Source organism: Plantibacter sp. CFBP 8798, from assembly GCF_014841195.1.
Classification (GTDB): domain Bacteria; phylum Actinomycetota; class Actinomycetes; order Actinomycetales; family Microbacteriaceae; genus Plantibacter; species Plantibacter auratus.
In genome coordinates this window covers 178,588-202,960 of sequence record NZ_JACYTS010000003.1, presented here as the reverse complement: position 1 = coordinate 202,960, position 24,373 = coordinate 178,588, and the positions used below count along the sequence as shown (strand labels likewise).

General features: G+C 64.5%; 29 protein-coding genes. 3 read left to right on the top strand and 26 right to left on the bottom strand.

Annotated elements, in window-relative coordinates:
- Positions 1-49: 49 nt before the first annotated feature.
- The 16 genes from IFU30_RS13650 to IFU30_RS13575 all read right to left on the bottom strand — a co-directional run bounded on the left by IFU30_RS13650 (position 50) and on the right by IFU30_RS13575 (position 13,045).
- Positions 50-841, bottom strand: coding sequence for a hypothetical protein (locus IFU30_RS13650; protein WP_137243621.1), 792 nt, complete (start codon positions 839-841; stop codon positions 50-52).
- Between the two features lie 211 nt (positions 842-1,052).
- On the bottom strand, positions 1,053-1,751 hold the full coding sequence (locus IFU30_RS13645; protein WP_137243620.1) for a DUF3800 domain-containing protein: 699 nt from the start codon (positions 1,749-1,751) through the stop codon (positions 1,053-1,055).
- A gap of 70 nt (positions 1,752-1,821) precedes the next feature.
- Entirely contained in the window at positions 1,822-1,956 is a 135-nt protein-coding gene (locus IFU30_RS20710) for a hypothetical protein (protein ID WP_274598633.1), read from the bottom strand.
- Positions 1,957-2,105: 149 nt separating this feature from the next.
- Complete coding sequence (locus IFU30_RS13635) at positions 2,106-2,882, bottom strand: ParA family protein (RefSeq protein WP_137243618.1); 777 nt, start codon at positions 2,880-2,882, stop codon at positions 2,106-2,108.
- Between the two features lie 118 nt (positions 2,883-3,000).
- A complete protein-coding gene (locus IFU30_RS13630; protein ID WP_137243617.1) occupies positions 3,001-3,303 on the bottom strand; it encodes a hypothetical protein in 303 nt (100 codons plus the stop codon).
- A 108-nt stretch (positions 3,304-3,411) separates the two neighbouring features.
- Positions 3,412-4,116 carry a hypothetical protein gene (locus IFU30_RS13625; protein WP_137243616.1) on the bottom strand — a complete coding sequence of 235 codons (705 nt, stop codon included), beginning with the start codon at positions 4,114-4,116 and terminating at the stop codon, positions 3,412-3,414.
- The gene (locus IFU30_RS13620) at positions 4,116-4,628 is read right to left on the bottom strand and encodes a hypothetical protein (RefSeq protein ID WP_137243615.1); all 513 of its coding nucleotides are present in this window, start codon (positions 4,626-4,628) and stop codon (positions 4,116-4,118) included. Before IFU30_RS13620 ends, IFU30_RS13625 begins: the two co-directional genes overlap by 1 nt.
- On the bottom strand, positions 4,621-6,399 hold the full coding sequence (locus tag IFU30_RS13615) for a type IV secretory system conjugative DNA transfer family protein (RefSeq protein WP_240044055.1): 1,779 nt from the start codon (positions 6,397-6,399) through the stop codon (positions 4,621-4,623). The genes IFU30_RS13620 and IFU30_RS13615 overlap by 8 nt, the downstream gene beginning before the upstream one ends.
- A complete protein-coding gene (locus tag IFU30_RS13610) occupies positions 6,396-7,712 on the bottom strand; it encodes a helicase HerA domain-containing protein (RefSeq protein WP_161578634.1) in 1,317 nt (438 codons plus the stop codon). The genes IFU30_RS13615 and IFU30_RS13610 overlap by 4 nt, the downstream gene beginning before the upstream one ends.
- Before the next feature lie 80 nt (positions 7,713-7,792).
- Positions 7,793-9,298 (bottom strand): SCO6880 family protein, encoded by a 1,506-nt coding sequence (locus IFU30_RS20920; protein ID WP_137243613.1) that lies wholly within the window; start codon positions 9,296-9,298, stop codon positions 7,793-7,795.
- Entirely contained in the window at positions 9,295-10,218 is a 924-nt protein-coding gene (locus tag IFU30_RS13600; RefSeq protein ID WP_137243612.1) for a hypothetical protein, read from the bottom strand. Before IFU30_RS13600 ends, IFU30_RS20920 begins: the two co-directional genes overlap by 4 nt.
- A gap of 65 nt (positions 10,219-10,283) precedes the next feature.
- Positions 10,284-10,607 carry a hypothetical protein gene (locus IFU30_RS13595; protein WP_137243611.1) on the bottom strand — a complete coding sequence of 108 codons (324 nt, stop codon included), beginning with the start codon at positions 10,605-10,607 and terminating at the stop codon, positions 10,284-10,286.
- A gap of 5 nt (positions 10,608-10,612) precedes the next feature.
- On the bottom strand, positions 10,613-11,218 hold the full coding sequence (locus IFU30_RS13590; protein WP_137243610.1) for a hypothetical protein: 606 nt from the start codon (positions 11,216-11,218) through the stop codon (positions 10,613-10,615).
- 74 nt (positions 11,219-11,292) lie between these two features.
- A complete protein-coding gene (locus IFU30_RS13585; protein WP_137243609.1) occupies positions 11,293-11,601 on the bottom strand; it encodes a hypothetical protein in 309 nt (102 codons plus the stop codon).
- Between the two features lie 86 nt (positions 11,602-11,687).
- A complete protein-coding gene (locus tag IFU30_RS13580; RefSeq protein WP_161578632.1) occupies positions 11,688-12,026 on the bottom strand; it encodes a helix-turn-helix domain-containing protein in 339 nt (112 codons plus the stop codon).
- Between the two features lie 662 nt (positions 12,027-12,688).
- Positions 12,689-13,045: a hypothetical protein gene (locus IFU30_RS13575; RefSeq protein ID WP_137243607.1), complete on the bottom strand. Its 357-nt coding sequence runs from the start codon at positions 13,043-13,045 to the stop codon at positions 12,689-12,691.
- Between the two features lie 418 nt (positions 13,046-13,463).
- On the opposite strand from IFU30_RS13575, the gene IFU30_RS13570 reads away from it, so the two are divergent.
- The gene (locus IFU30_RS13570) at positions 13,464-13,805 is read left to right on the top strand and encodes a histone-like nucleoid-structuring protein Lsr2 (protein ID WP_137243606.1); all 342 of its coding nucleotides are present in this window, start codon (positions 13,464-13,466) and stop codon (positions 13,803-13,805) included.
- Between the two features lie 30 nt (positions 13,806-13,835).
- Here the strand turns inward: IFU30_RS13570 and IFU30_RS13565 are convergent, their stop codons facing one another.
- From IFU30_RS13565 to IFU30_RS13550, 4 genes are all read right to left on the bottom strand, one after another.
- A complete protein-coding gene (locus IFU30_RS13565; RefSeq protein ID WP_137243605.1) occupies positions 13,836-14,990 on the bottom strand; it encodes a hypothetical protein in 1,155 nt (384 codons plus the stop codon).
- Complete coding sequence (locus IFU30_RS13560) at positions 14,990-15,619, bottom strand: hypothetical protein (RefSeq protein WP_192005575.1); 630 nt, start codon at positions 15,617-15,619, stop codon at positions 14,990-14,992. The genes IFU30_RS13565 and IFU30_RS13560 overlap by 1 nt, the downstream gene beginning before the upstream one ends.
- Before the next feature lie 178 nt (positions 15,620-15,797).
- The gene (locus tag IFU30_RS13555) at positions 15,798-16,787 is read right to left on the bottom strand and encodes a hypothetical protein (protein WP_137243603.1); all 990 of its coding nucleotides are present in this window, start codon (positions 16,785-16,787) and stop codon (positions 15,798-15,800) included.
- Positions 16,788-16,806: 19 nt separating this feature from the next.
- On the bottom strand, positions 16,807-17,055 hold the full coding sequence (locus tag IFU30_RS13550; RefSeq protein ID WP_137243602.1) for a hypothetical protein: 249 nt from the start codon (positions 17,053-17,055) through the stop codon (positions 16,807-16,809).
- Between the two features lie 81 nt (positions 17,056-17,136).
- Between IFU30_RS13550 and IFU30_RS21050 the strand changes: the two genes are divergently transcribed.
- Positions 17,137-17,673, top strand: coding sequence for a helix-turn-helix domain-containing protein (locus IFU30_RS21050; RefSeq protein WP_137243601.1), 537 nt, complete (start codon positions 17,137-17,139; stop codon positions 17,671-17,673).
- A gap of 1,157 nt (positions 17,674-18,830) precedes the next feature.
- Positions 18,831-19,160: a hypothetical protein gene (locus IFU30_RS13535; RefSeq protein WP_137243599.1), complete on the top strand. Its 330-nt coding sequence runs from the start codon at positions 18,831-18,833 to the stop codon at positions 19,158-19,160.
- Here the strand turns inward: IFU30_RS13535 and IFU30_RS13530 are convergent.
- The 6 genes from IFU30_RS13530 to IFU30_RS13505 all read right to left on the bottom strand — a co-directional run bounded on the left by IFU30_RS13530 (position 19,120) and on the right by IFU30_RS13505 (position 23,263).
- Positions 19,120-20,457, bottom strand: a complete 1,338-nt coding sequence (locus tag IFU30_RS13530) for an O-antigen ligase family protein (protein WP_161578630.1) — start codon at positions 20,455-20,457, stop codon at positions 19,120-19,122. The two genes, IFU30_RS13535 and IFU30_RS13530, sit on opposite strands and share 41 nt — an antisense overlap.
- Before the next feature lie 158 nt (positions 20,458-20,615).
- The gene (locus tag IFU30_RS13525; RefSeq protein WP_137243597.1) at positions 20,616-21,104 is read right to left on the bottom strand and encodes a hypothetical protein; all 489 of its coding nucleotides are present in this window, start codon (positions 21,102-21,104) and stop codon (positions 20,616-20,618) included.
- Between the two features lie 9 nt (positions 21,105-21,113).
- Positions 21,114-21,830 (bottom strand): hypothetical protein, encoded by a 717-nt coding sequence (locus IFU30_RS13520; protein WP_137243596.1) that lies wholly within the window; start codon positions 21,828-21,830, stop codon positions 21,114-21,116.
- A gap of 251 nt (positions 21,831-22,081) precedes the next feature.
- Positions 22,082-22,330: a hypothetical protein gene (locus tag IFU30_RS13515; protein ID WP_137243595.1), complete on the bottom strand. Its 249-nt coding sequence runs from the start codon at positions 22,328-22,330 to the stop codon at positions 22,082-22,084.
- A gap of 212 nt (positions 22,331-22,542) precedes the next feature.
- Positions 22,543-22,956, bottom strand: a complete 414-nt coding sequence (locus tag IFU30_RS13510; RefSeq protein ID WP_137243594.1) for a hypothetical protein — start codon at positions 22,954-22,956, stop codon at positions 22,543-22,545.
- A gap of 88 nt (positions 22,957-23,044) precedes the next feature.
- A complete protein-coding gene (locus tag IFU30_RS13505) occupies positions 23,045-23,263 on the bottom strand; it encodes a hypothetical protein (RefSeq protein ID WP_137243593.1) in 219 nt (72 codons plus the stop codon).
- Positions 23,264-24,373: the final 1,110 nt, after the last annotated feature.

Sequence of the window (24,373 nt, the reverse complement as noted above, 5' to 3'; positions counted from 1 at the left end):
TTTGTGCACGGTGTGAGCAAAACACCTGTTTCACCTAAGCCCGGCGAGGTCACTCCGGTGTTTCGCTCGTCTCAGTTTCACCGGTCGTCATGCCCTGCTCCCCAACGTTCGGTGTGATCGCGGGTATAGCTGGATCGGGGGAGGTAAGTTCAAGATTGCTGGTGCCTAGACCAGACAACGCGGAGCCCGTCGGGCGCGAATTCATCCGTCTGAGAATCTGGCCGGCGTCGCGTTCAAAAGCTCTGCGGTTCTCCCTCGCGGTGATCTGCGCGATTCTCGCATCATCTGCGCGTGCCCACTGCTCGCGCCACCCGGCGACCATACGTGGGATAGCTTCACTCACCTTCTCCGGATTTTTCAGTACGTAGAGCAGCAGGGCCGCAACGGCGCCGGTGCCGAGTGCGCCCCACTGTTCGCCAACCCAGACGAACACGTCCAGCGGCGAACCCGCCGAGAGCCGGCGGACATTCAGGCTCGGAACATGGCCTTCTTCCCGATCCAGGGCTGCGGCGCAGACAATCCATAGATCGTCAATTGCGGCCAGCCGGTCAGCTATCTCTGGCAGTGTCCAGTCCGGCTTGGCGAACCTGAGGACGAATTCGACTGAGTGGGCCGGATCGAAGCCGAGTTCCAGCCCCTGCAACCGTTGAAGGTCGACCGACTCGCTCGCCAGCCTCAACCATTCAAGTGAGTAGATCCGCTCCAGTCGTCGGCCAAGATTCAGCCATTGAGGTTCGGGTAGAGATCCGGCCTCAATCATTGCCCTGACGACGGCGGCGTCGAGGCCAAGCAACTTCGCTGCAACGCTTGTCGATACAAAGGAGCTGCGGTGAGGTTCCATGCTCGAACGTTAGCGCTAGTTGGGCGGTTGAACGAGTATCAGACGTGTGCATGAAGTGGTCGGGCGGAGCTCGAACTTCTGCGGCTGAGGAGAGCTCTGCGCGCGTCATGAGTCTTCCCCGGCAGCACGGTGTGCCGTAGAATTGAAGCTACGACGGGCTGGTCACCAGAACGTTGTTCGCCGGACGCCCCGCCTCGCGGGGCTTTCGTGCTTAAGGGCGCCAGACCCAGACGTGAACGACCGCCGGTTCGATCGCGGCCCACAAGCGCTCGGCGGAGCGGCGTGCGCGTGCGTCTCCTTCGGGGTGCCCGTCCAGCCGGTGGTACAGGTAGGCGACCAGGTCTGCTGCCTGGATGCCAGGAGTGCCTCGCGACGCTCGGAAGCTCAGCGGCAGCTCGATTCCGGTGAGCGTCGACGAGGCATAACCTGGGGTTCCGATGTCGCGGAATCGGCGGACGAGTGTGTGTAGTGCGGTCTGGTCGGGGAGTTCATCGGCGACGACGGTCAGCCACGTGCCTCGGGCAACAGCGTGATCGCTGAGCTCCTCGAGAATATGCTGCAGAACGACCTCGTGCGGCCGGCGCGGATACCGGTACCGCGCGTGCAACCGCGCAACGTCGAGTCCCCGCACGAAAACCTCGACAGGAACCTCGACGAGCAGTTCGAGTGCTCGACGGTAGATGGTCGCGACCGCTCGGTGGCGACCGCGGAGAGGTGACCACGCGCCTTTGCCCGCGGTCATCTCGTGTGCGTGCAGTTCGACGTCACGGGGGAGACCGAACGCCTCGGCTATGCCCGCCGCGCGCACGATCGCCTCTCGGAGCCGGTCCTCGTGCTCCGCATCGATGACCACGGCAGCGATGTAGTAGTAGTCGCGTGTGTAGGACTCATCGAGATACGCGATCAGCATGTGCCGTCTGTCTGTCGATCAGGACAGACAGTGGGATAGCCGTCGGGCCGTCTGTGCGTCTTTCCGTGTGTCATGACAGATTGCGGTTGAGGCGGTCGCGAATGGCCTCGTCGAGGAAGTCGACGATGCTGATGTCGTGGATCGCGAGGTAGCGGTCGAGGTCGTCCCGGAGGGAGATCTCGATCTTCGATGAGAACGGTTCCATCCGGCGGCGACCGCGTGGGCGGCCCGGTCCTGGCCGACGGGATGCGAGGTCATAGGACGGGCCGCCGGGACGACCGGCGGGCGAGGTCAACGCTGTGAGGTCGTCGACCGCCGGCGCTTTCCTGAGCGCGGGGTGACGGTCGGCCGCGCTCAAGCTGCCACTCCGTGCAACGCCTCTGTGAGTGCAGCGAATCGCTCGGTCAGCACCAGTGCACCGGGAGTCGTCAACGCGCTGAGTGGCCGACGGCGGCTCTCCGCATCTTGCATCGCCGTGCGTTCTGGCAGGAAGGGGCGGAGCAGGACTTCGCCGTAGATGGCCTCGAGTTCTTCCAGGCGGTATCGGTGCTCTGAGGTCAGTCGGGGTGTGACTCGGTTGACGACGATACCGGCGAACCGCAGGGAGGGGTTCAGGTGCGGGAGCGCCCGCACCTTCGCCACCGTCTCGAGGTACTGTCCGACGCCGGTGAGGCCGAAGGCGGTGGGGTCGGTGACGACGATGGTGCTGTCCGCCCAGAGCAGCGCGTTGAGCGTGAGCCGTCCGAGCGCTGGTGGCGTGTCGATCAGGATGTCGTCGTAGACGTCGAGTTGCGCGCTTCCCCAGGCGGACGTTTTGAGCCGCAACTCAGGCGTCAGGAGTGACTCAGACTCGATCCGCGCGAGATCCGGGGACCCGGCGATGAGGTCGACGTTCCTCCAGTCGGTCGGAGCCGCCGCTGCGCCGAGCGTTCCTGCGTCGCCCGCGTAGAGGACATCGAAGACGGTGTACTCACCGCGTCTCCCGAGAACGGTTGTCGCGTCGGACTGCGGGTCGAGGTCGATGACGAGGACCTTTCGGCCCTCTTGGGCGAGGGCGTCTGCTTGGCCTAGGAGGACCGTTGTCTTACCGACACCGCCCTTGCGGGAGCCGATGGCTTGAATCTGGGGCATGTGTTGACATCCATTCGTATGGTTTGTCGGACGGGTGGATGGAGTGACGGGCGGCCGTCCTTCAATACGTCATGACGTATTGAAGGGATGAGCCTCCGTGCTCGAGGCGGCGAACGCGTCAGCCTGCGCCGAGCTGTGTTTGCCGGACGTGGATCAAGCCGTCGAGGGCGGCGTCGTCTGAGTCGTATCTGCCTGCCGGGAGCGCGAGGAGTGCGCCACTGCAGAACGTGAGCACGAAGAACGCGAGGTATCGGGGCTGACCAGGAGGGCGACCGGGAGCCTCGCGCACGGGCTCCTCGTGGACGTGTTCGTGAATACGCTCGACGTGATCGAGATTGATCCACTGCCACTCGGCCGCTGCCTCGGATGGCAGTCCGGTGTCGTCGAAGCTGGTGAGCATCATGCGGGTGAAGCGAGTCATTCGGTGTCCTGTCCGTCGTTGCTTCGAACGTAGGGACGGCGACACCTACTGCGGGGCGACAGGTGTCGGACTGTGGATAACTTCTGCGTTGCGACCCATGTGATCGCGTCAGCTCATCGCCGGACCATTCCGACCCCGGCTGGCTCGGCGAGCGAGTTGCTCGGCCTCCCGGCGCTTCTCCGCTTCGACGGCCAGCTGGAGTGCGCGTGCACGGGTCATCCCGACTGGGGTGACCTTCCCGCGCTTGTACGGTCCGGTCGTCGGCGCGGGTCGCATCGCGGGGTCGATCCGTGAGCGGGACTCGAAGATCTGCCGGCGCTCCTCGGCCGTCGGCCGGTCTGGTTCCGGATGGAGCAGCCTCCACAGTTGTTCGCCACCACGTCGCTCCTGATAGAGCGCCTCGAGCCGGGCCGGGCTTGCCCGACTCAACGCGGAGAAGAAGCTCCTGGCACGCTGCTCCGCGAGTCGCTGTTCCGCAGGCGATGTCTCGTGGAGTCGGGGCGGAGGAAGGAGCACCCGCGTCGGTAGCGGCACGTAGTTCCGCTTGGCGTGCTCGCGGTAGAGGCCGAGCAACGACTGGGTGCGCTGTTTCGCGAGGGCCTTCTCCCTCCCGTACCCGAGCCCCCGAGCCTCGCGGATGTGCTCGCGAGCGATCCAATCGCGAGACTCCCACAGCACGAAGCTGAGCTTGACGTCATAAGCGCCTTCATTTAGCAGTGCTTGCAGACGCTCGGGGCTTGCCTGCTTCAGCCCGTTGAAGAACGCCCTCGCCTCTGCCAGGTAGTCGAGGGTCTTGGGAGCCGCGACGAGCATCAGGGCACCGTGTCGTCTCGGTCGGCGCGGGCGATGCGCGCGCGGAGCTCAGGGTCCTCGGGCATGGTTCGGCTCGCCGTTTTCAGGTGTCCGTTCGCGCAGCCCTCGGGCTTGTAGTGGCGAAGGCGGGAGCGGAAGTACTCAAATCGCTCGTGCCAGCCGAGGGGACCGTGCCCGCCGCTGTCTGCTTCTTCGAAGGAGACCTCCCAGCTGCTGAAGAGCGCGGAGAGTTCCTCCACAATGCCGTCGTGGAGGTACCAGCAGTCCGGGATGAGCCGGGCCGGGATCGTGTACCGGGTGCAGAGCCAGGAGACCCATTCCGCGAGCAGCCGCCAGACCTCTGGCTCGCGTTCGTCCGGCAAGGACCGCCAGTTGACGACACCGAAGTACTCGGGCTCGGGCAGTGCCGGCCAGGTGTCGAATCCATCGCCGACCTCGTCCGCTTCGTCCAGCGCGAACGGAGCCCGGAACTCACGCTCCGCTGCCTGCCGCCATCCGCCAGTCTCAGCCATGCATCTTCCGCCGGGCTTCGGACTGCTCGGTGAAGACCTGCCGCTGGGCAGCCTCCGTCGCTCGCTTGCCCGCAACGATCTCGCGAGCGTCGCGTCGCGTGGTCCATCCCTCGACGTCGAGGAGGACGCCTCGTCGGTTTCGGTAACTCAGCAGGCCCATGCCTTCAGGGAGTCGGCGGAGTTCATCGACCGTCAGTACCGGCTCGAGCTGTCGCTGCTCAGAGCGGGTCGTGCCCGTCTCGCTGCGACTGACGGACCCACGGTTCACCTGTCGTTGGCCGAGCATGCTCGACACGTCTTGCAGGTGCTTGATGTTGGACGACCCGCCGAGCATCAGCTTGGCGATGGCAGAGTTCCAGATCGTGTCAGCCTCGCTCTCCGACCAGGCGGACTTTGCCTGCGATAGCGACTGGAGCACGACCATTGTCGAGATCCCGATACCGCCACCATCCGAGAGGATTGTCGGCAGCTGCGGCCAGGCGAACATGTTCGCGATCTCGTCGAGGATGAGCCCAAGTGGTGGATCGAGCCGGTTCCCGGGGGAGGCTAGCGCTTTGCGGCGAGCGGTCTCGACGATGTCGTCCAGTACCGCGCCGAGGAATCCACCGACCGCTCCCGCACCAGTCCCGGTGCCGATCAGATAGATCGTGTTCGAGCCCGCGAGAAACTCATCGGCATCAAGCGCCTCGTCGTGTCCAGGGTTCATCGCGTCGAACACTGATGGGATCGCGAGCGGACGCAGCGCCTCGGCGACGCCGAACCACTTCGATCCCAGCAGCTTCGCATCACCCTCGATCACATCCGCGAGACCCATGGCCCATCCAGGTGCACCCGAGTCCGCGAGCACATCGACTGCACGCCCCGCCAACACCGGGCTCATGCCCCAGTCGCGGAGCGCTGTCGTGCCACCACCGCTGAGCGCTGCCGCATGCAGGAGAGCGGCGAGGAGCGTCCCCGATGCCCCGGCCCATTCTTGGTTGGTGGAGGAGCGTCCGAGTGCACTGCCGGCGATGATCGTCCGGGCTCGTTGCTCGGCGACGAGTGGGTCAGCGCAGCCGGTCACCGGTGAGATCCGGAGGGCGGATCGGATGCCTGAGAGCTGCTGCGGGTCGAAGACCGTGACGGTTCCGCGTTGCGCGCGGTGTGCCATCGTCGCGGCGAGGTTGTCGTTGCGGGTGGAGGTCGTGACCAGCGGGCCGTTCCAGTCGAGGATGGCGGAGATGATGACTCGCCAGCCTTTGCCGGAGCGGGGCGGGCCATCGAGGAGGAGAGAGTCTTCTATCGAGACGTAGACGTCGAGGCCGCGAGAAGTGCCGATCCGCCAGCCGACATCATCGGCCGTGGGATCCGCGAGCGTCGGACGAAGAGTTCCCGCCCGGCGTCGGAGTGCTCGCTCGGAGACTTGCCGCCGCACCTCGCTGCGTCCCGCCAACCCACTGCGCCGCAGGAGCTGCGACCGGAACCAGCGGTCAGATTCACGGAACGACAGCCACCCGGCAAGGCACAGCGCGGCGACGATCGTGAGCAGGACCACTATGCCGATGACCGTCCAACGGGCGCCATCCGTGGAGACGATGCAGCCCCCACCAGGTGTTGCGGGAACCGAACCGCTGGCGACCAGCAGCCCAGCTGCGGCGAACGGACCGAGTCCAGCCGGCAGCTCTCCGCAGGTCAGCAGCACGAAGACCATCACCACGGCGCCGGCGATGCCGATTGCGGTCGCCGCGATGGCGATGATGCCCAGGAGAACGAGCACGAGTCGGTCGGTCATCGGGGTGCCGCTCCGGGCCCGTCGGTGCGGAAGACAGCAAGTTCGCCAGGTGTGCAGTCGTTGCGGACCTTGGCTACCCGCTCCGGTCCGATCTGCCAGAAGCCTTCGCCACGGCGGAGTTTGCGGACAAGCTCGGTCTGCGTCCGGTTCCATCCGAGGACCTGCGAACTGCGCTCGAGTTCGCCGGTGTGCTGCGCGTAGTTGACGCGGGTGTCGCAGTCCGCCAGGAGCCCGAGGGCTTGAGCATGCAAGGCGGACCCGCGATCGCCAAGCGCATCAAAGTCGTTGATGCGGTGGATGAGGTAGCAGTTCGACCGCCTCTTGTGACGAGCGGTCTTCTCGTCGCTCACTCGTCCGACGAGATTGCCGCCGCCCGCGACCTCGTTGAGCAGGGCGACGGCTGCCTCCTCGTGCACGATCAGCCGCGCCTGGCCAGGACCGGCCGGGGTGCCACGCTCGATCCAATCGGTCGTCGCCAGGCGGAGAAGTGCTTTCGTCTCCGCACTCGCGCGCAGGAGCCCCGAGGTGTCGACGGTCAGCATCGGTGTGTTCGCGTCGAAGGCAACCGTCGACGGGCGGTCCATGAGGTCGGCGAGATCGCCGACCGTGACGCGACGAAGGGTGTGGGCGAGCATCTGGCCGCCCGCACCGATCTCTTCGGCGATGTGGGACTCAGGGTGACGCAGCGCTTCCCACACCATCGGCACCAGCGCGGTCGAGTTCGACCGGTGCACCTGCTCAAGAGCAAGATCGATAGCCGTGTGCTCGATCTCGCTGAGCTCCGTCGTGTTCCGGAGGATGGCGACCATGGCACGGACCTTGGCCCGCTGGAACTGCAGGACTTCCTGCGTCCAATCGGCATCGCTCACGTCAGCGCGGCGGGGTCCCGGATCGAGTGGGTTGATCCGCGCGGCCTGACCAGGGCCCAGGCGCATCGTCACACCTCCCACGTAGGCGGCGACGCGCGTCCACTCGCCGTTCGGATCGTGCGGCACCGCGACCTTCCTGCCTAGCCGACACAGGCGCGTGCTGAGGCTTTTCGCGAGCACGGACTTGCCGCTGCCCTTCACCCCGAAGATCGCCATTGAATGCGAGCGAACGACACCCGCGGCGTAGGCCTCCCAAGGGTCGAAGCAGAACGTGGACCGAGACAGCAGGTTCGGGCCGATGTACGCGCCGGCCATCGGTTCGCCGCTCTCGGCAAGGAAGGGCAGCGCGGCACCGAGGGTGCGTGAGGAGGCGCGGTGGACCGGCGCGACGACGCCCGGCCGCGCGCGAAGGTTGTGCGTTGCTTTCCAGCCGCCGGCCGGCATCGAACTCGTCGGAAGCGCGTCTTCGGCGATTGCATCGCGCCAAGCGCTCAGACGCGACACAGAACCGGATCGACGCCGGCTCATCGCTTGCCCACCGGAGTCGGGAGTGCGGTCGACATGAACGCCGCGGCCTGTTGGAAGTACATCGCAGCGAGCGTGACGCGGGCCGGCTGCGCTGCCTGCAGGATGGAGGCCGATGCGCGGGTGAGGCCGTCGACGTCGGCGGCTGAGACGGTCACGAACCCGCGGAACTCCATGTCGGTGAACCCGTCGACGATGTCATCCTCGCGTTCGCCGAGATCCTCGTATTCGCGATCCTGCTCACGGGTGGTGATCATCCCGCGTCTTTGGCGCAAGCCTCGTGCGACCTCGAGGTCGACCTTCGCTCGCCCCACCTGACTCAGAGCCTTGTGGGTCGGTACCGGCCGCACGCTGAGGATGAGCACCCGCGTCGCGTCGCCTGAATAGAGCAACTTGTCCAGGAACCCCACGCTGATTTCGGAGCGAGGCCACTCGGCGATCCAGTACGTGCGGTGGACCGAACCATCGATCTGCACGTGATCCCAGCGCTCCTCGATGCCCATCACCGGAGCGAGTCGGTTCGGGTCGTCACTCCGCGACTCTGCTGCAAAGCTCGTCGGGTTCATGGCGAGTGCGAGCATCTCGTCGATCGCTTCGGTGTCGAGCCAGTTCCGGAGCTCGACGCCGATGGCTTCGAGCGAGTCACGCATCTGCTCGACGAGGTCGGTCACGATGGCAGCGATGCCCACGAGGCCACCGCCAGAGTGCTTGATCGCCGACCGGAGCGAGCGCAGGTCGCAGGAGACGGTCACCGTGTTGGTGAACTGCATCGATCGATCGGCACCCGCGGTGATCAGGGTGTCGTACTCCGCTCGGACCGCTGGGCTGACGGTCGACGGATCGGTTCGATCGCGTTCCGCTGCGTAGCGGGCGAGTTCGTCGGCGGGTTTGGCGTCGACGCGGATGCGTGCCGTCGCGTCGACTAGCCCCGGGACCGCCTCGAGCCCGCTCATCCATCCGACGAATCCGTCGTAGGCCGCTTGCTGGACACCTTCATCAAGGAGCGGCCAGGCGGAGCTCAGAACGTCGACCGAGAACGAGACGAGCGATCGTTTCGGGTCGAGGATGAATCCGCCCCGACCTGGGACTTGGACGAAGCGCAGCGATCCGTGCGCGCCGGGGAGGCGATGGCGATGGACCTCGCGCGGGTCTTCAGCCCCGCGCCGCTTCGTTCCGATCTTCATGGGTTCGTCCTTTCGTGAGTCCCACACGTCCCGCCTGAAGCTCGTCTGGAGGCGATGCCGTCGAGCGGCGTACGTGAGCACGCGCCAGATGAGCGCGAGACCGGACTCGCGATGCCAGGTCCAGCTGCCGACGGCGATCGAAGTCGCGGCAGGCCAGATCCCGATGCGCCAGTAGCCGTCCCAATCGATCAGGAGCCACATGACGGAGGCCGCAGCCGTGGCACAGATGACGGTGAGCTGGGGCCAGCTCAGACCGAGGAAGGCGCCGCGTCGCTCGCGCTGTGCAAAGCGGACGTGGGGGAGAATCGGCGAAGTGGTCACTTCGCGAGAATCCGTCCGAGGATGCGCATGGCGTTCTGGGCCTTGCCTGAGACATGCGGCCGGGGCTGCAGGGAGTTGCGGACCTCGTCGCCGGCGAACGACACCAGACGGACCGCCCACAGGGGAGCGAAGGCTGCGGCGAAGACCACCCCAGCGGCGACGATCACGACGCCGAGGTCGGTGGAATTCGTGACCAGCTGTATCGAGAGGACCAGGATCGTCGCCGCCAACGGTTCGGCGATGACGAGGCCGATCGTCAGATTCGCCCACCTCGTCGCCCAGACGGCGAATTTCGGCTGACCGATCATCATGAGGCCGATCGGCGCCGTCGCGGCGAGGGCGACGAGCGAGAAGGAGCGGATGGACATCGAGACGTAGAGGAAGAGCGCGGCCAGCGCCATGATGGCGAGGATGAGCAGGACTACGGTGTACTGGCCGATGACTGCGTTCGGGGCGAGCTTGGCGGTGGTCATGGCCTGGGCGATCGCGCCATCGTCGGCCGGGACGGAGACATCAGCGACCACGCGGTATCCGAACATGCGCAGCAGCGCATTACCGAGGCTCTGATCCTGGACGGTTGCGACGAGTGCATCAGTCGTCTCACCGCCGTAGGTCACGAACTGCCTCATCACGTACACAGCGGCGACGCTGGACGGCACTGCGACAACGAGGCCGACTGCGACCTGCGCGATCCGCCGGCCGTCTCGCATGATCGCCGCCGGCGCGAGCTGGAAGCAGGCGACGATGGAGATGACGAGTCCCATCGTCGCGACCCAGAACCAGAACTGGCCGTCGGCGATGGTCCAGCTGGACTCGCCGGGACGGCTGCCGATGAAGGCGTTTGCGAGCATGTCGGTCATGAAGTCGCCGAGGCCGATGATGCCGCCGCCGACGAATCGGGCCGCCGCCTCCTGAGCCATGCACGGGATGTCGGCTGGCCCGCATCCGAATTGGGGCACGCCGAAGTCGTCAGTGCGGAAGCCGCTCATACGATCTGCAGCCCGATGCCGAAGTTGATGAGTGCGGTGGTGCCGGCGGCGATTGCTGCAGCGGCGACGGAGCAGAGAACCCCCGCGATCCCGGCGGACTTCAGTGCGCCGTTCTTGATGAGCCAGCCGAGCGCGATGCAGGCGGCAGCGAGGAGCACCCCGATGCCGCAGAGGATGAGGACGACGAAGAGGATGTTGCCCGCGAGGTCCTGAATCGCCTTTGACCCGATGCCGGCCTTCGGCGTGATGTCGGGGATCGTCTTCGAAGCCAACCCGCCGAGGCCCGTGGTCCAGATGGCCGTGATGATGCGTTCGCCCACAGTGTTCATTCCGCGTGGAGGGGGACAGAGAGGGTCAATGGGTCCCGCTGGGAGGGAACATCGACGACGAGGTCCAGCGTGGACACACCGAAGGGCACGTAGTATGCGAGCGCGAAGCTCGTGCTCAGGTGGTTCGGCAGGGACCAGTCACGCCCGCGCCCCTGAGCTCCGGCTGGTCCCCACGGGACGCCGGCATCGGCCGCGAAGTCCGGTCCTTCGTTAGTGTCTAGTTCGGCCGCGTCGCCGAGGCCGGCCCAGCTCGTTTCCCGAACGGTGAGGCCGGTGAGGTCGAGTTCGCCGAACGGGACGAAGCCGTCGAGCGAAACCTGGATGACTATTACGAAGCTGCCGGCCGGAAAGCGATCTGTGCCACCGGGCTGGCGGAGGAGGCCCGAGTCCTGGGTCGTCACGTAGCTGCCGAGTTCGTAGACGGCGACGCCCAGATCTGAGGTGGCAGCGCGAGCGACTGGCTCCTGATCCGGAGCGGCGGTAGAGCGGTCTGTTCGGTCTGTGGAGGAGGCTGTGGACTGGGGTGCGGCGTCGGCATCGAAACACCCGGTCAGAGCGATGGCCCCGACGGCAAGCAGTCCTACAAGCAGCGGTCGCCGCATCGATCCTCCCGAGAGTTCGCGAGGACGTGTGCGTCCTCGATCGCTCTTGAAGTGACGCGAGCAGACCTGCGGACTTAGTTCCGGCGGCGGTAGGGAGTGAGGTCGAAGGATGTACTCGATGTCGCCTGGACGGTGCGTTGCCGCCGAGCGACGTATCTGATGTAGAGCGTTGCGTTCGCGGCAGCAGCAGCCCACACGATTGCGAGAACGAACGCACGCGTCGCGGGATCCTGATGTGCGTCGTGCAGCAGAACCGCGGTTCCGAACAACGAGACGACGACCTGGCTGATGATCCAGCCGCCCCAGCGGCTGAGGATCACCACCACGAGCGCGATCGCCAGGAACGGCAGCGGGAGCAGGAACATCCAGCCGCGCAGCTTCATCGGTTCGCCCAGGTCATGCAGTCGATGTTAGGCGGGGGAGCGGCCCCGCTTCGAGCGAGGCCGGGTGTCTGTGGATAACTTCTCGACTACTTGGACGCTGGTCGATTCCGACCCAGGCCAAGTTCGACGCCGAGATCCCGGTAGCGCTCGGAAACGACCTGCTCGAGGACGACGTACTCGTACCGATGCCGTTTGCCATCAGGCTCCTGGATCGGGTGGGCCTCGATAACTCCCAGTTCGCGCAGCGTTTCCAGGTGATCCTGCACCGTGACACGGTTCACCTCGACGAGCTCGGCGATCCGTCCGCGCGTGAGCGGACCCTCCTCCAGCAGTCTCGACAGGATCGCGAAGTTCACCGGTTCACCGAGAGTCGCGAGCGCACTCCTCGCATCGTCGGAGAGCTTGGGGCGAGCGACGCGGGGCATGGGGTCATTGTGCACGGTCTCGAACTGGTCCATGATTTGCAGATGGTTAAACCAGCTTCGAATGAATCGAGGGTGTGTGACTGCAAGAGCTGAAGTGATCGGCGTCGTTGATGGGGAGGTCCTCCTCACTGGCCCGGTGGAGTCTCCGATGGTTTCGTTCGTGCTGGCGGACGATCAGCGAGCTTTGAGCGACGATGGGCTCATCGTTCGAGCTCGGGTTGCGTGGTGTCAGGTCATCTGCCAATCCGCTGACACCGCGAAGGCGGCTAGCTCGTTGAGGTCCGGAATTGAGGTCGCTGTTCGAGGAGAGTTGAGCGTCCTCCGTGCCACGCCGGCATCGCAAGGATCTGATGCGGTCCTTGTCTCACTCATCGCTGACAGTATTCAGATCACTGAGCCCGTGCATTGAGGCTTGCGCCCCCCACCAGCGCCGTTGCGAGCTGCCGTGACGGATATATCCGCGCTGGAACACAAGCGCGGCGGCTCTAGGCTCCGCGCAGGGTTCGACCGGATGTCAGCTCGGCGGTTAATGTGCGGCAACTTCGATGCGGCAGCCTACCTAGCGTTCGAGAATTCGAAACCCGCGGTGCGTGGCTGCACCGTATCCACCAAAACGCAGTACTCGTTCGGTCGTGACTGGGCGCGCTGGTCAGTGGGCGGCATCACCCAGTCACTGAATCTAAGAGGCTAATCGGCAGCCCGAACCACAGCAGGGGTAGAGAGACCAACACCAGCCCCACAGAGAGTGCTAGGCACACCGTCGTCAGCCGGCTGCTCCTGGCGGTGGCAATGCTGACCACCGCAACGACGATGGCCGCGATCAGCATCGCAAAGAGCACAGGCAGAAGTAGGTACACAATGGGGTACCAGTACGCCGCTTCACCTGGGTAGCCACGGATGAGCCCTGGAAGCCAGACAGCCGAGTACATGAGCAGAAACAAGACATAGGCGCCGGTAGTTAGCCCCACGCTGACACCCAACAGTGTATTTGAAGGTGTCGTTGGCTTCGCGCTAGTCACGTCTACAGCATGCCTCATGCAGGGTGGGGATGTCCGGTCGTAACGCGGTCGCTCCTCGACGCCGCTTCGGTCTGCGTTTGGGTCCGCGCATCGATCGGCAGCGGTTCATTGTCTGGTCCGCCAAGGCGACGGCTCCGGTTCGCGCTACCCGTGACAACCACCCAATGTTCGGTATCCCCATCGCTCCGGAAGACGGTGTGAACGTGTGCGACCGCTGGGCCTGCAAGGAGCTCCCGTAACAGCGGGTGCGCCGCTTCTCTTCTGTTGGCGCGGCTATCGATATGCCGTTCCAAACGGAGTGCTCGGTTCTTCGATATCCTCGTCAATGCTCTGAACGTAGCTTCCCCCGCCGGGCCATATGCATACGACAATCGTCGGTTGCGGTCCGAATGCGTTCACATGAAGAAGGAGATTCCCCATGGCACAGAAAGTCATCACCACCCTCGTCGACGACCTCGACGGATCCGAGCTGAAGCAGGGCGAGGGAAAGACCATCACGTTCGGCCTGGAAGGATCGACCTATGAGATCGACCTGTCCGAGAAGAACGAGAAGAGCCTGCGCGCTGCGCTCGAGCCTTATGTGAAGGCCTCTCGCACCGTATCGCGATCGAAGACGGCCAGCTCCGCTGGCTCGAGCCGGAGCAACAAGGAAGAGCTTGCGGCTGCGCGCAGCTGGCTGCGCGCCAATGGGCACGACGTCTCCGATCGGGGACGCATCCCCGCTGCACTTCTCGAGAAGTTCCGTGAGGCTGCCAAGTAGTAAGTCGCCTACCCGTCCGCGTTCTGTGGACTACAGCCCCGGATTCGCATAGGCGACGTCGATGTGCACGTGATTGCACGTGTCCTCGAACTCGTCGAAGTGAGTGAATCCGGGGCTGTTTCGACAGTTGGACTGCCCGGTTCGTGATCCGGGCGGTACGACGGAGTCCAGGAGGGCCAACAACTTCAGTGACAGGCCATCACCGCCGGTCACGGAGCTGCCGTTGAGTGCGTAGATATCGACGGCCATGCCGCCTCCGTCGCGGTAGTGCGAGGAGTTCTCGCCGGCTCCCTCGAGCGAGCCGGTGCAGCGTCGGTTGAGGTCGGACACCGCTACCTGCTCGAACGTGTTCAGTGCGACGAGCAGGATCTGCATGATGCGGGAGTCGATCCCGCAGTCGGCGAGCGCGGTTCCGTTCGCGACGTTGCGGAGCTGCTGGAGGTAGTCGCTCCCGACCAAGCGTCCTTCGTGCATCGCACTGACCAGTCGGAGAGCAAGTTCGCGGTTGTCGCCGTCGATCGGCAGGTAGCCGCAGGCTGCACCAACGGTCAAGTGTTCGTCCGGGAGGTCTGGTTCGACGACGGCGAGCGCATTCCGGGCTGACGCTTCTGCAGCAGCAATGGTCGGTGCTTCCGCGTGAATGCCGATGATCGACAGCCACCACCCAGCGGGTTCGTCGATCCAGGCTGGGTCGCTCATGATCCCTGGTCGGTTCTCGCCGGCCCCGGTCAGGATGAGTCCGGTGGCGAGGGCGGTATCTTGCAGCTGCTCGGCTGTTCCCCACCCACCGCGGACAGTGCGCCGGTACACCCCGAGTGGTGTGTCATCGGTGATCGTGTCGGTCGTCGAGGCAGTCATGTTCGACGCTGCGTACGCCGCGGTGAGCGCTGCCAGCTTGGCCTTCGGCTCCGGAGTGATCGCCGTCGCCGCGTCAACGATCGCCGATACGAGGACCTGTTCGGCGACCACGAGCGGGCCGGTCGGCTGTTCCGCCGGCACCGACCCAGGCGCCGCGCAGTGCGCTTGCCGCAGCGCACTGCCTGTCGGGACGAATAGCGTGATGGCGATCGCGGGTAGCGCTGCAGCCGCGACGAGCCCGCCCAGCAGCAGCGCAAGCGCCCCGCCCAAGAGCTTCTTCGGCCCGATCGCCAGAGCGACCTTGACCGCGAGCATCGGCGCCGCCATCAGATGGACTCTCCATCCAGGATGCGCGCGGCGAGTGTCAGCAGCTTCCGGACGTGAGCAATCCGGCTGTGAACCCGGTGCTTGCTCAGGCCAGTGATCCGAGCGACAGCGGCAGCGTCGCGCATCATGGCCGGCTGGAAGAGAGCGATCGCTCGCAGGCCGTCGGTCTCGGGGATGCACTCGATCGCGGACTGCCGAGTGTTCGGGTACCCACGGTCGGCGAGGCGGAGCGCAGTGTTGGCGGTCCAGGCAGCGGCAGCGATGTTCTCCCGCGCGGTGCGGATCGTGCGGGGTGAGACGCCGATGCGTTCCGCGACGTCGGCGCGGGCCTCGTCGGTGAGCATCAGTTCGATGGCGATCGTCCAGTCCCGTTCTGACACCGTCTCCCGCACCCACGCAATCCGCCGGCGCTGCTCGAATCGGTGCACCAGAAGGTCCAACGGGTCGCCGCCCGCTGCCGGCCGGTCCGCATCGAACTCCGCGGTGAACCGTTCGCACTGGATTGCAGCTTCGCGCCGCGTCGCAAGCACGACCTTTGCAGCGATGCCTTGGGCGTAGTGACCGAAGGATCCACGGGTCAGGTCGAAGCTCTCCGCTCGTCGCCATGCGACGACGCGGATCTCCTGCATCGCAGCATCGATCTCGCCGTGGAGAGCGTGCTGATTGAGCACTCGCGTCACATAGCCACGTGTGGACTCGACTGCGGTGAGGAAGACATCCAACCCGATGCGATCGATCGCGTCGGACGATGCTGTGAGCAGCGATGCATCGATCGCAGCTGCCGAAGCGGGCACCGCCTGTGCGAGGTCATGCTGATTCACGATCGCGGTCCTTTCTCCAGCCCGGACGCTCTTCGCCGCAGGTGCCGCACACCTCTCGGAAGGTTCCGATGAAGCGATGTCCGTCCGCGCTGCATTCAGCTACCGTCGGCGGTCGAGTGACGATGCGCCTGGGGCCTGGCTGGGCGAGATCTCCGTCGTCTGAGTCACCGGTGTTCATGGGCCAGCGATGCGGATCTCTGGCGATGGATCGGCCGACGTATGCGATCGGGTCGCCGACCGGGCGAGACGAACCATGGATCGCATCGACGCTCGCTGCCAGGACGTCGACCGCGGTCACGTCCACCGATGGCGCGTGCTTCGTCAGCCACCGCTCGACGGCGGCGAGGCTGAGTCGAGGGTGCAGCGCCTGCGCAGCAAGCTCCAAGCCGGGAGACGTCGAAGAAGATTGATGTTCTGGGGATTGATGTTCTTTAAGTGGCGGGAGAACCGTCGATGGTTCGGCCTGGGAGGAAGACCCGACATGGTCGGCAGCGCAGACTGCCTCCGATTCTGTGCCGCTCAGAGGCGACCTGCCGGATTCGTCCCAGGCGTCGAAGAGCGGGGGAGGGAAACCCGCCAAGGTGTCGGCAGCGCCAACCTCGGCTGTTGATTCCGGCTGCGGGGGATCCAGGAGGATCAGTAGTACGCGGCGGTGGCCGGCGATTGATTGTCCGGCGGCGTCGACAGTCCCCGCTGGATGCCGGTGCTCCTCGACGCGGAGGAATCCGGCGGCCTCGAGCTTGCGGCGAGCTGCTCTGAAGGCGTCTTTTCCGAGACCGAGGTCTCGCTGGGCCCGGGACTGCGTGATCCGGTAGGTGCGTCGATGGGTGACGAGGTAGAGCATCAGGGAGAACGCGTTCCCGACGATGCGTGGATCACGCGCCCACCAGTTCCGGAACTGGGCAAACTCGCTTTCGAAGTCGAACTCTGGCCGGATGAACTCTGCCTCGGTGATCGAGTACTCTCGAGGACCCATCGGCCCCTTCTCTGCGGGCTCAGACACTGGTGGGGCCGTTGGCCGCTGCTGCAGAGGATGGCAGGAGTTCAGAGCCTCTTAGCCCAAGGGCGGCGCCGATCCGGTCGAGTTCGGCCACGGTGAAGTCGAGCTGACCGGCGAGCTTCAGTTGGAGCTGTTCTGGCGGCATCCCGACTGCGTTCGCAAGTTGAGTATCCGTCTGGCCATGGTTGAGCAACGCGTGTTGGACGCGTTGAGCGATCTGCTGGGAGAGGGGGATGGTGTCCATTTGGTCACCATAGGAATCATCCGGTCGACTTGTCAAATATCAGATTTGTGTGCATGAATCTTTGTTTGCTATGGTGGCCGGATGGACGCCGCTCTCGACTTCAATGACGCGGTAGCCGCTGAACTCCGTCGCCAACGTGCGGCACGAGGACTCACGATCGATGAAGTCGCGCGGCGTGCCGGGATGGTGCGCACCACGGTGCTCCGCTACCTCAACGGCAAACGTGCTATTCCTATCGGCGCACTCTATGGCTTGTCGGGAGCTCTGTCCGTGGAGGCCCATCGGGTGGTGGCGGCAGCAGAGACACTATGTGCTGTGATGCCTGCGTCCGGTGGCATCCCTGCAGTCGGTGCTTCCGACTCGGTGGAGCCCGAGCTGCGACCTGGGCACGTAGTTCGAGCCCGGTCGCGGGGAAGGGTGAGTACTCATGACTATGCGCGAATCGCGCCCACCCTGGCCGCACGAAGTGCCGCGAGTGTCGGGGCTGGGAGTGGAGATCTGCCCGACCATCTGGGCGCAGAGTTAGCGCCCGCCCACATGGCTGTCTCTGGTGATACCCGGCGACGCGTCGGACCCCACCGCGGCATGCCTGGTGCGGCTCGGAATCTCATCGCCTGAGTAGCTATCCGTCGGCGGCGGCCTGGCTGTCATATTAGGATACGAACAACCTGATTCTATGAGTGGGCGCAGCAGCTCCTCAACATTGGTCGACCGTGTTCTGGGATCTTTTCCCGCCGCTTGCGCTCCTGCGGTCTGCCCGACGTCATCAGGAGTAAGGAGAACGATCACGTGTGACGCATCGTCGCCTACATCTTCGAATTTCTCGATCATGGTTCGCCCGCGCCCGCGCCCGGGCTCTGACACCGGCAGCGAGCCGGTGTGGCGAGCGACGTACGCACGTACCGAGTTTATGACAATGGCCCGGCCCGGTGTCAATGTGCTCACCGCATCCCTTCTGACGCTCTTTGCCGAGGGCGGGTCCGGCGCCGAACAGCTACGCGAACGCTACTTCCGGTTCGTCGTAGACACCACAATCGCGGGGCTCGCGACGCTACTCGGTCAGCCGGCCCGTCGACGTCGCAGGGTCGACCCCATCAGAAATAAGCCTGTTGCTTAGTGGGACGAACGACTGCTGGCGCGAGCTGCTTCAAAGCAGAGCGTTGAGATGCCGATGTTTTCGGTTTCTAAGAACGCGGGTCGTCGTGTGGCTGTCTTCTGGTGCAAGGGTCGAAAACGGACGTGGCGGCTTGCTCGAGGTTTCTGAGGGCAACGCATGCCGGGCGGTGGCGCCCAGCGACACATGCGTCTGGAACGGATTTACCCAGCCCTCCTTGGCTGAGTGCGCAGATGAGGCCGAGCAGACGAGCTTCGGCGAGCAGCGGATGGAGAAGGTCTCGAGCGAACAGGCGCGATCTGGTCTCATGTAGGCGGTCTGAGGTTCCTGGAACGACGAAGTGACAGAGCCCGCGCCGGCGGAACGCGATGTGGGTATCGCAGCGATTCTGAAGCGCGCGTGCCGCCGTGGCCTGATTGATCTGCAATCTCGACGCAATATCGAGAACAGAGGGCAGGCGTTCGTTATCGCAGTAGTTCGAACGGAGTATTTCATCCTCAAGGCGTCTGGCTGCCTCGAGGTACAGTGCTCGCTGCGACAGTTCTTGGTCGCCCATTCTCATCGTCACTCACTTTCTCCCTTGCTGCGGTGTCTGGATTGAAAATGTCGCCCTATTTACCTTGTTCGCGGCACTAATCGCCATCGAACAAGGGAAAGACACATGAAGATCAAGATTGGTTTCGCTCGTCTCGCCGTTCTGGGGGCTGTCGTGGTCGGTATGGCCGGTATCGCGGGGCCGGCAAACGCCGCACCGTTGTCCGCCGCCCCGGCGTCCTGCTGCGCGTACAGCGATGCGCGCGTGAGTGGGGGATTGAACCCCACCTACACGCAGACGCTGCGCAACAAGTGCAGCTACCCCATCAACGGCAAGTTCAAGATCGCCGGCTTGCAGAGTGGCTCCACGACGGCATGTCGAACGATTCAGCCTGGCGCCGCCATCATCAACAACGTCACCAACTGGTACGTGCCCAACGGCTACGCAGCCTGCTGAGTGTGTGTGGGCGTGCCGCCTCCGCGTCGGCACGTCCACGCGCCGGCGGACTTTCGGGCACACGTGGCTTGATTGCGAGGATCACCAGGAGCACCCATCCCGACTCGATGAGCGGGCGGCTCTCGGTCAGGCTCTGCAGCACCAGGAGCAGGAGCAGTGAGAATGGTGCGGCGGCCGCGAAGAAGGTGCGGAACGTTGACCTTGTCACTTGGTGGGGGAGAAGCGACAGGGTCCCGTGAGTGGTCTGGGTGATGAGGGCCAGGAAGACGACTGCACCGACCAGCCCGAGCTGCATGGTCACGTCGAGCCAGGCGTTGTGCGCTTGGAGCTGGCGGACGCCGTTGCGGATGACGAACTCCGAGAACTGAGGCTCCCAGCTGGCCCAGGGGCTGGAGAACCCCCATCCAAGGACCGGGCGTTCTGCAATTCGTTCGATGACTTTTGCCCAGATTTCAGTGCGTCCAGTGAGGTCGGCACTCTTCCCGAACCCGCTGAGGATCACTCGCCAGTGGATGATCGCCGCGCCGACCCCGCTCGCTGTGATGAGCAGGATCGCGGCAGCCCCGAACTGTTTTGGCCGCCCAGGGCGTAACGCGAGGAAGACGGTGATCGCGGCGAGGATTACTCCCACCCCGAGCAACGCGACGAGGACGGTGGACGAGCGAGTGAGCCAAAGCGAGAGGAGCGCTAGCAGGACGCTTCCGAGTGCCTCCGCCCGATGAGCGGCCGTCGCAAGGCGTGCGGCACTGACGATCAGGGCGACTGCCGCCACGAATGCCAGCAAGTTCGCATTCCCAGGTAGCCCCTGGATCCGGCCTCCCTCGAGGAGAACGTCTCTTGACCAGTACGCGAGCAGCGGCGGTTCCTTGTCACCGTAGTCAGTGAAGAACGGCAGCACGGGATGGCGGATCACGAGGGAAACGAACACCTCAAACAGCAACGACAGCCCCAGGACACCGCCTGCCGCCCGTTGGATTGCCGTCAGCACGTCGGCCCAGCTCAGGTGCCGTGCGACGAAGACTCCGACCGCCGTGCACATCAACAGGCCCAGCAGTGTCACCACGGTACCGAGCCGGTAGGCCGACCAGATGATCGACACCACAGCGAGGCCGAGATAACACGCCAGCCCCCACGGCAGACGTCGCGGAGAGAAGGTGAGGCCTGAACGGTGCGACAGCAGGGCGAGCAGAACGACGGAGCCGAGTGCGACAACGCCGTATCCCCAGATGGTGAGGAGATTCGTCCACGCGGATCCGGCGAACGCGACGAACAGCCCCCAAGTCGCGGCCAGACTCATGATCCGTGATCGCCCAGTGTCTTGCTCAGTGCTCGGTAAATCCATGTAGTGCGTCCCCCGACACTTCAACTTCAGCCGCTGGGTTCATCCCAGACGGAATTCGACACCCTACCGACCCTGCGAGAGAAGCTCATCCGCGCCGGCCGAAGGGTAGATACTTAGATTTGGCCTTCGCGGTCGATGGCTTCACCGATTTCGGAGGCAGCGTGAACCGGGTAGTCGTCGATGTCGATCTCGACCGTGAGGTTCCCGGAGGGCTGTCCCAAGGTCAGAATCGCGGTTCGATCGCCGAGTTGCAGGCTCTGGTAGCTTGTGCCGGCGGCGGCATTGAGGAGGACGAGAAATTCGGTGCGGCCGAGGTCGTAGTGCAGTTCCGCCCACCGGCTGCTCAGTGTTCCGCTGCTCGGGTACACGCTCATCGCCGCTTCTGACGGGTCGTCAAGCGGCCCGAGAGCCGGCTCGAGCAACCGTGCTAGTGCTTCGGAGTCTGCTTCCAGTGGAACGGCGACGCGCCCGCCGCTGGTGGTCAGGACGACGGGAGCGTTCGTGAAATCAATTCGTGTGCAGAGGATTCTTTCGTCGAGCTGCGACTTCTCGACGCGGGCGAGTTCGACGAGGAACGCGTTTTGCGCGTGTATGGGATGCATGGCGCCGTCCTAGACGTTGAGGGCGTTCTTGACCCAGTTGGGGCATAAGGTCACGCCCTGACAGTACGTCGTGACGACGCCGAAGGTGCCACCGGTGATCGCACGGTAGTCCACCGTCGACTGCACCCACACGGAAGCGGACACCCAGCAAGTCAGCATGTTGCAGGTGAACTGCTTGGCTTCCAGGAAGTAGTTGAATGCGGTCGCGGAGCCGGCACCGAGACGCGAGGAGTAGGAGGTTGTGACGCGCTTCACGACCGCGGTGGTCAGGTTGTGCTTGTTGACGATCTTGTCGTGGGCGGCCCGACGGAGGGTGACGGATTTGCCGTCCTTTGCTCGCCACGTCGCGATCACACCGTACGTTCCTGTGCGCGGCGCGACACGGTTCGTCGGCACGGAAGCGAGTCTCGCCGCGAAGACAGCCGGCGCCGCGGAACCTTCCAGCTGAGGTTCCGGTGCCGCAGGATCGGCCGAGAGCGTCCCGTCAGGTTCAACCACGACACCTGCCGCATCCAGCTCATCCACCGTCACGCCAGCATCCTGCAGATCTGCCAACGAGACCTCGTCGCCTATCTCCGCGTCCACCTCGCCCAACACCGTGAATGTGATCGTGGCATCCGAGGTCGGCGGCTCCTCGGCCGCCACAGCTCCTGCTGTCGGAACGGCCAAAGCGGCGACGACGAGCACGCGAATAGACAGAACGGAAGTGCGGTGCCTCAGCTTCATGAATCCCTCTCGGTCAAACTCCGAGCGTATTGAGGACTTCCAGGCTTCAACCACCCGCCGAGTGGCGGGTAACCGGGCGCGCGCGCCTGACGGCGCAGCGGGGAAAGCCAGCGATCACGGCCGCCGATCCGCTCGCCGACGGTTCTGTCTCACTTCCGCTGTCGGCGGGACCAGAGCACGAGGCGAACTTCGCCCAGAGCGCTTGAGTCCGGAGGTGGACATCGACGTTGGGCTACTGGGTGGAGCCGTGTTCAGGCGCTTGGGGGAGTGGTGTGGTGGCGTCGGTGGGTGATGGTCATCGCGGATCCGATTGCGAACAGCATCGCGGCGGGTAGTGTGATCGCGAGTGCCAGACCGAAGGGCACGTGGAGCAGCGCTGCGGCGGCGAATGCTGCGGCGAGGCCGAGGCCGATTCCGGCGCCTGTCATGGCGCTCATCGTGACGGGGTCGATGCGGAAGCGGCGAGTGGTGCGGGGCGTGTGATTGACGTGTGTGCTCATGGGTCCAGCGTATGAAGCAGGTCTTGTCGGGGGCATCCGCCGGTCGGCTGAATTGCGGGTTCGTCGCATATCCACCGTAGGACGGAGCCGACTGGCCGACCAGGCGCAAACGAGGAGCGCGGTGTCATCCACCGGCACCGGCGCCTCGGGCGCCACGCGTGCGAACGAGTGATCGTGGCCGTCCGCAGTGAGCTCGGAGGACGCGCCGGCCGCTAGTTTGGAGTCGACAGATCGATAGGGCTAACGCCGAGCGGTGTGCGGATCTCGAACCGTGTCGGCGTCGGCTGCATTGACCACTTCCATACCGATCGCCATTCCGTTCCGTCGCCACCTAAGTACCTGATGCCTGGCTCCGCGCCATCGGCGGGCGGTTCGGAGAGGGCGATTCGGATCTCAGCAAGGTACTTCTCGGCGCCGCTCAACGGAGGCTCCAAGGCTCGGCTGGGGCCGTGGGTTGCTGCGGCCGCGAGGTAGTCCTGGGTTGCTCGGCTGTAGATCTCGTCGTGCTGCCGGGTGAGGGGCGATGGGATCGCGTCGGCGTATGCGGTCACTGCGCCGTCCTCGCGCGCGATCGTGACGACAACGTCAATTCCTGAGGTCGTCGTCACCATTCGGGAGAAGGTCATGCAGCTCCTGCGGAGTTGTAGATCTGTTCGAACACTGTGTTGTTGACTACCAGGGTGCCATAGCGCTGGACCGTCTTACCCTCGGTTGTCAGGCTTCGCTCCCGGTCCCGGCCGCAGCGCTTGAAGTCGAGCCAGCCTTGTTCCGGGGAAGGGCCACGGCTAGTACCAGGCAGACATCCCCGGCAATCCCGAACAAGACCGCAGTCGTGCCGTTTCCACTGATCAGGTTGACAATGGCGAGGTGTGCGTTGACTGCTCCGACGATCCAGAGCAGTAGCCGCAGCCATCGCGGGATGAGACTATGCATGTTTTGGGCTCCTTGTAGATTGGTCCTTGACTAGTACACGCACCAGAGCGAGATCAACCACTTGTACATCCCTTCGAGCGCGCTTTTACGCCTTCCCCGGCGGCAATGGCGGCACCCACGGGGCCGGAGAACAGCGCAGCGATGCCGCCACCTCAACGACCCGAGTGCCGAGCGCGATCAAGCCTTCAGCATACTTAATGAGGTACCAGCAGAAGTCCTGCGTGGTTGTGGGAGATGCTCTTCCCGCACTGTCGGTGTTGCTCTGGCTCGAGTTTGCTGCGTTGGTCTGCGCAGACATGTCAACTCGCGAACCGTCCGACCATGCTTGTGGTGCGTCACCGGACCCGACCACATCGATGGTTGAGACAGTTGTTCCTGATGCATCGATGTCAGCGCCGGTAAATGAGCGGTAACTGGCGTCAGTGTCTTGCAGTTCGTAGCTCACGAAGGTGGCGACTCCCTCGATTCGCCACCCCGCCACCGCGCTCTTGTCGACAGGCAGCCCCGACGGTGACGTTGCCGGAATCCCTGCGGTCGCGGCCGCCTCAGATGCTTCTGCCCGCCAAAGCAGGTTGCGCTGAGAACAACGAGATGGCAGTGACTGCCACTGCTGCAGAGAACCCAAGGCAAGGCAGTGCGCTGATGACGCCGCGCCCATGGACCCCGAGTCCGTGCCCGATCATCAGCTCCTGAACGAGTCGCCGTCGATGAAATTAGCTGCGTCTTTCCTGCCGTGTTCATAGTTCCCCCAAAGGCCTGTCGAAAGAAGAAGCAGAAGGATGCCAGCCCCTGAAACATGCGCGCGCTGTTTGTTTACGGATAACTCCCGAGGTATGCAAACAACGAACCCCTCGAGCTCCTGCCTAGCGGGGCCGGGAGCCGCTCCCTCGTCCTGATCTCCGAATCGCCAGACAGACCAGGCTGCTTTACTCGTGTAAATACCCGTGTGTTCAACCCGCGAGCACGGAGTGTTCTCCATTTAGTGATGGAGCGTCCGGTTCGGGACCGCACTGTTGACCGCGACCTGTGTCAGAACGCGTGCCGAAAACCTGGAGCCGGTGCGGGGTCGGTGAGCGGATCGCGCAGTGTGGCTCGAGTTCGGACTACGCG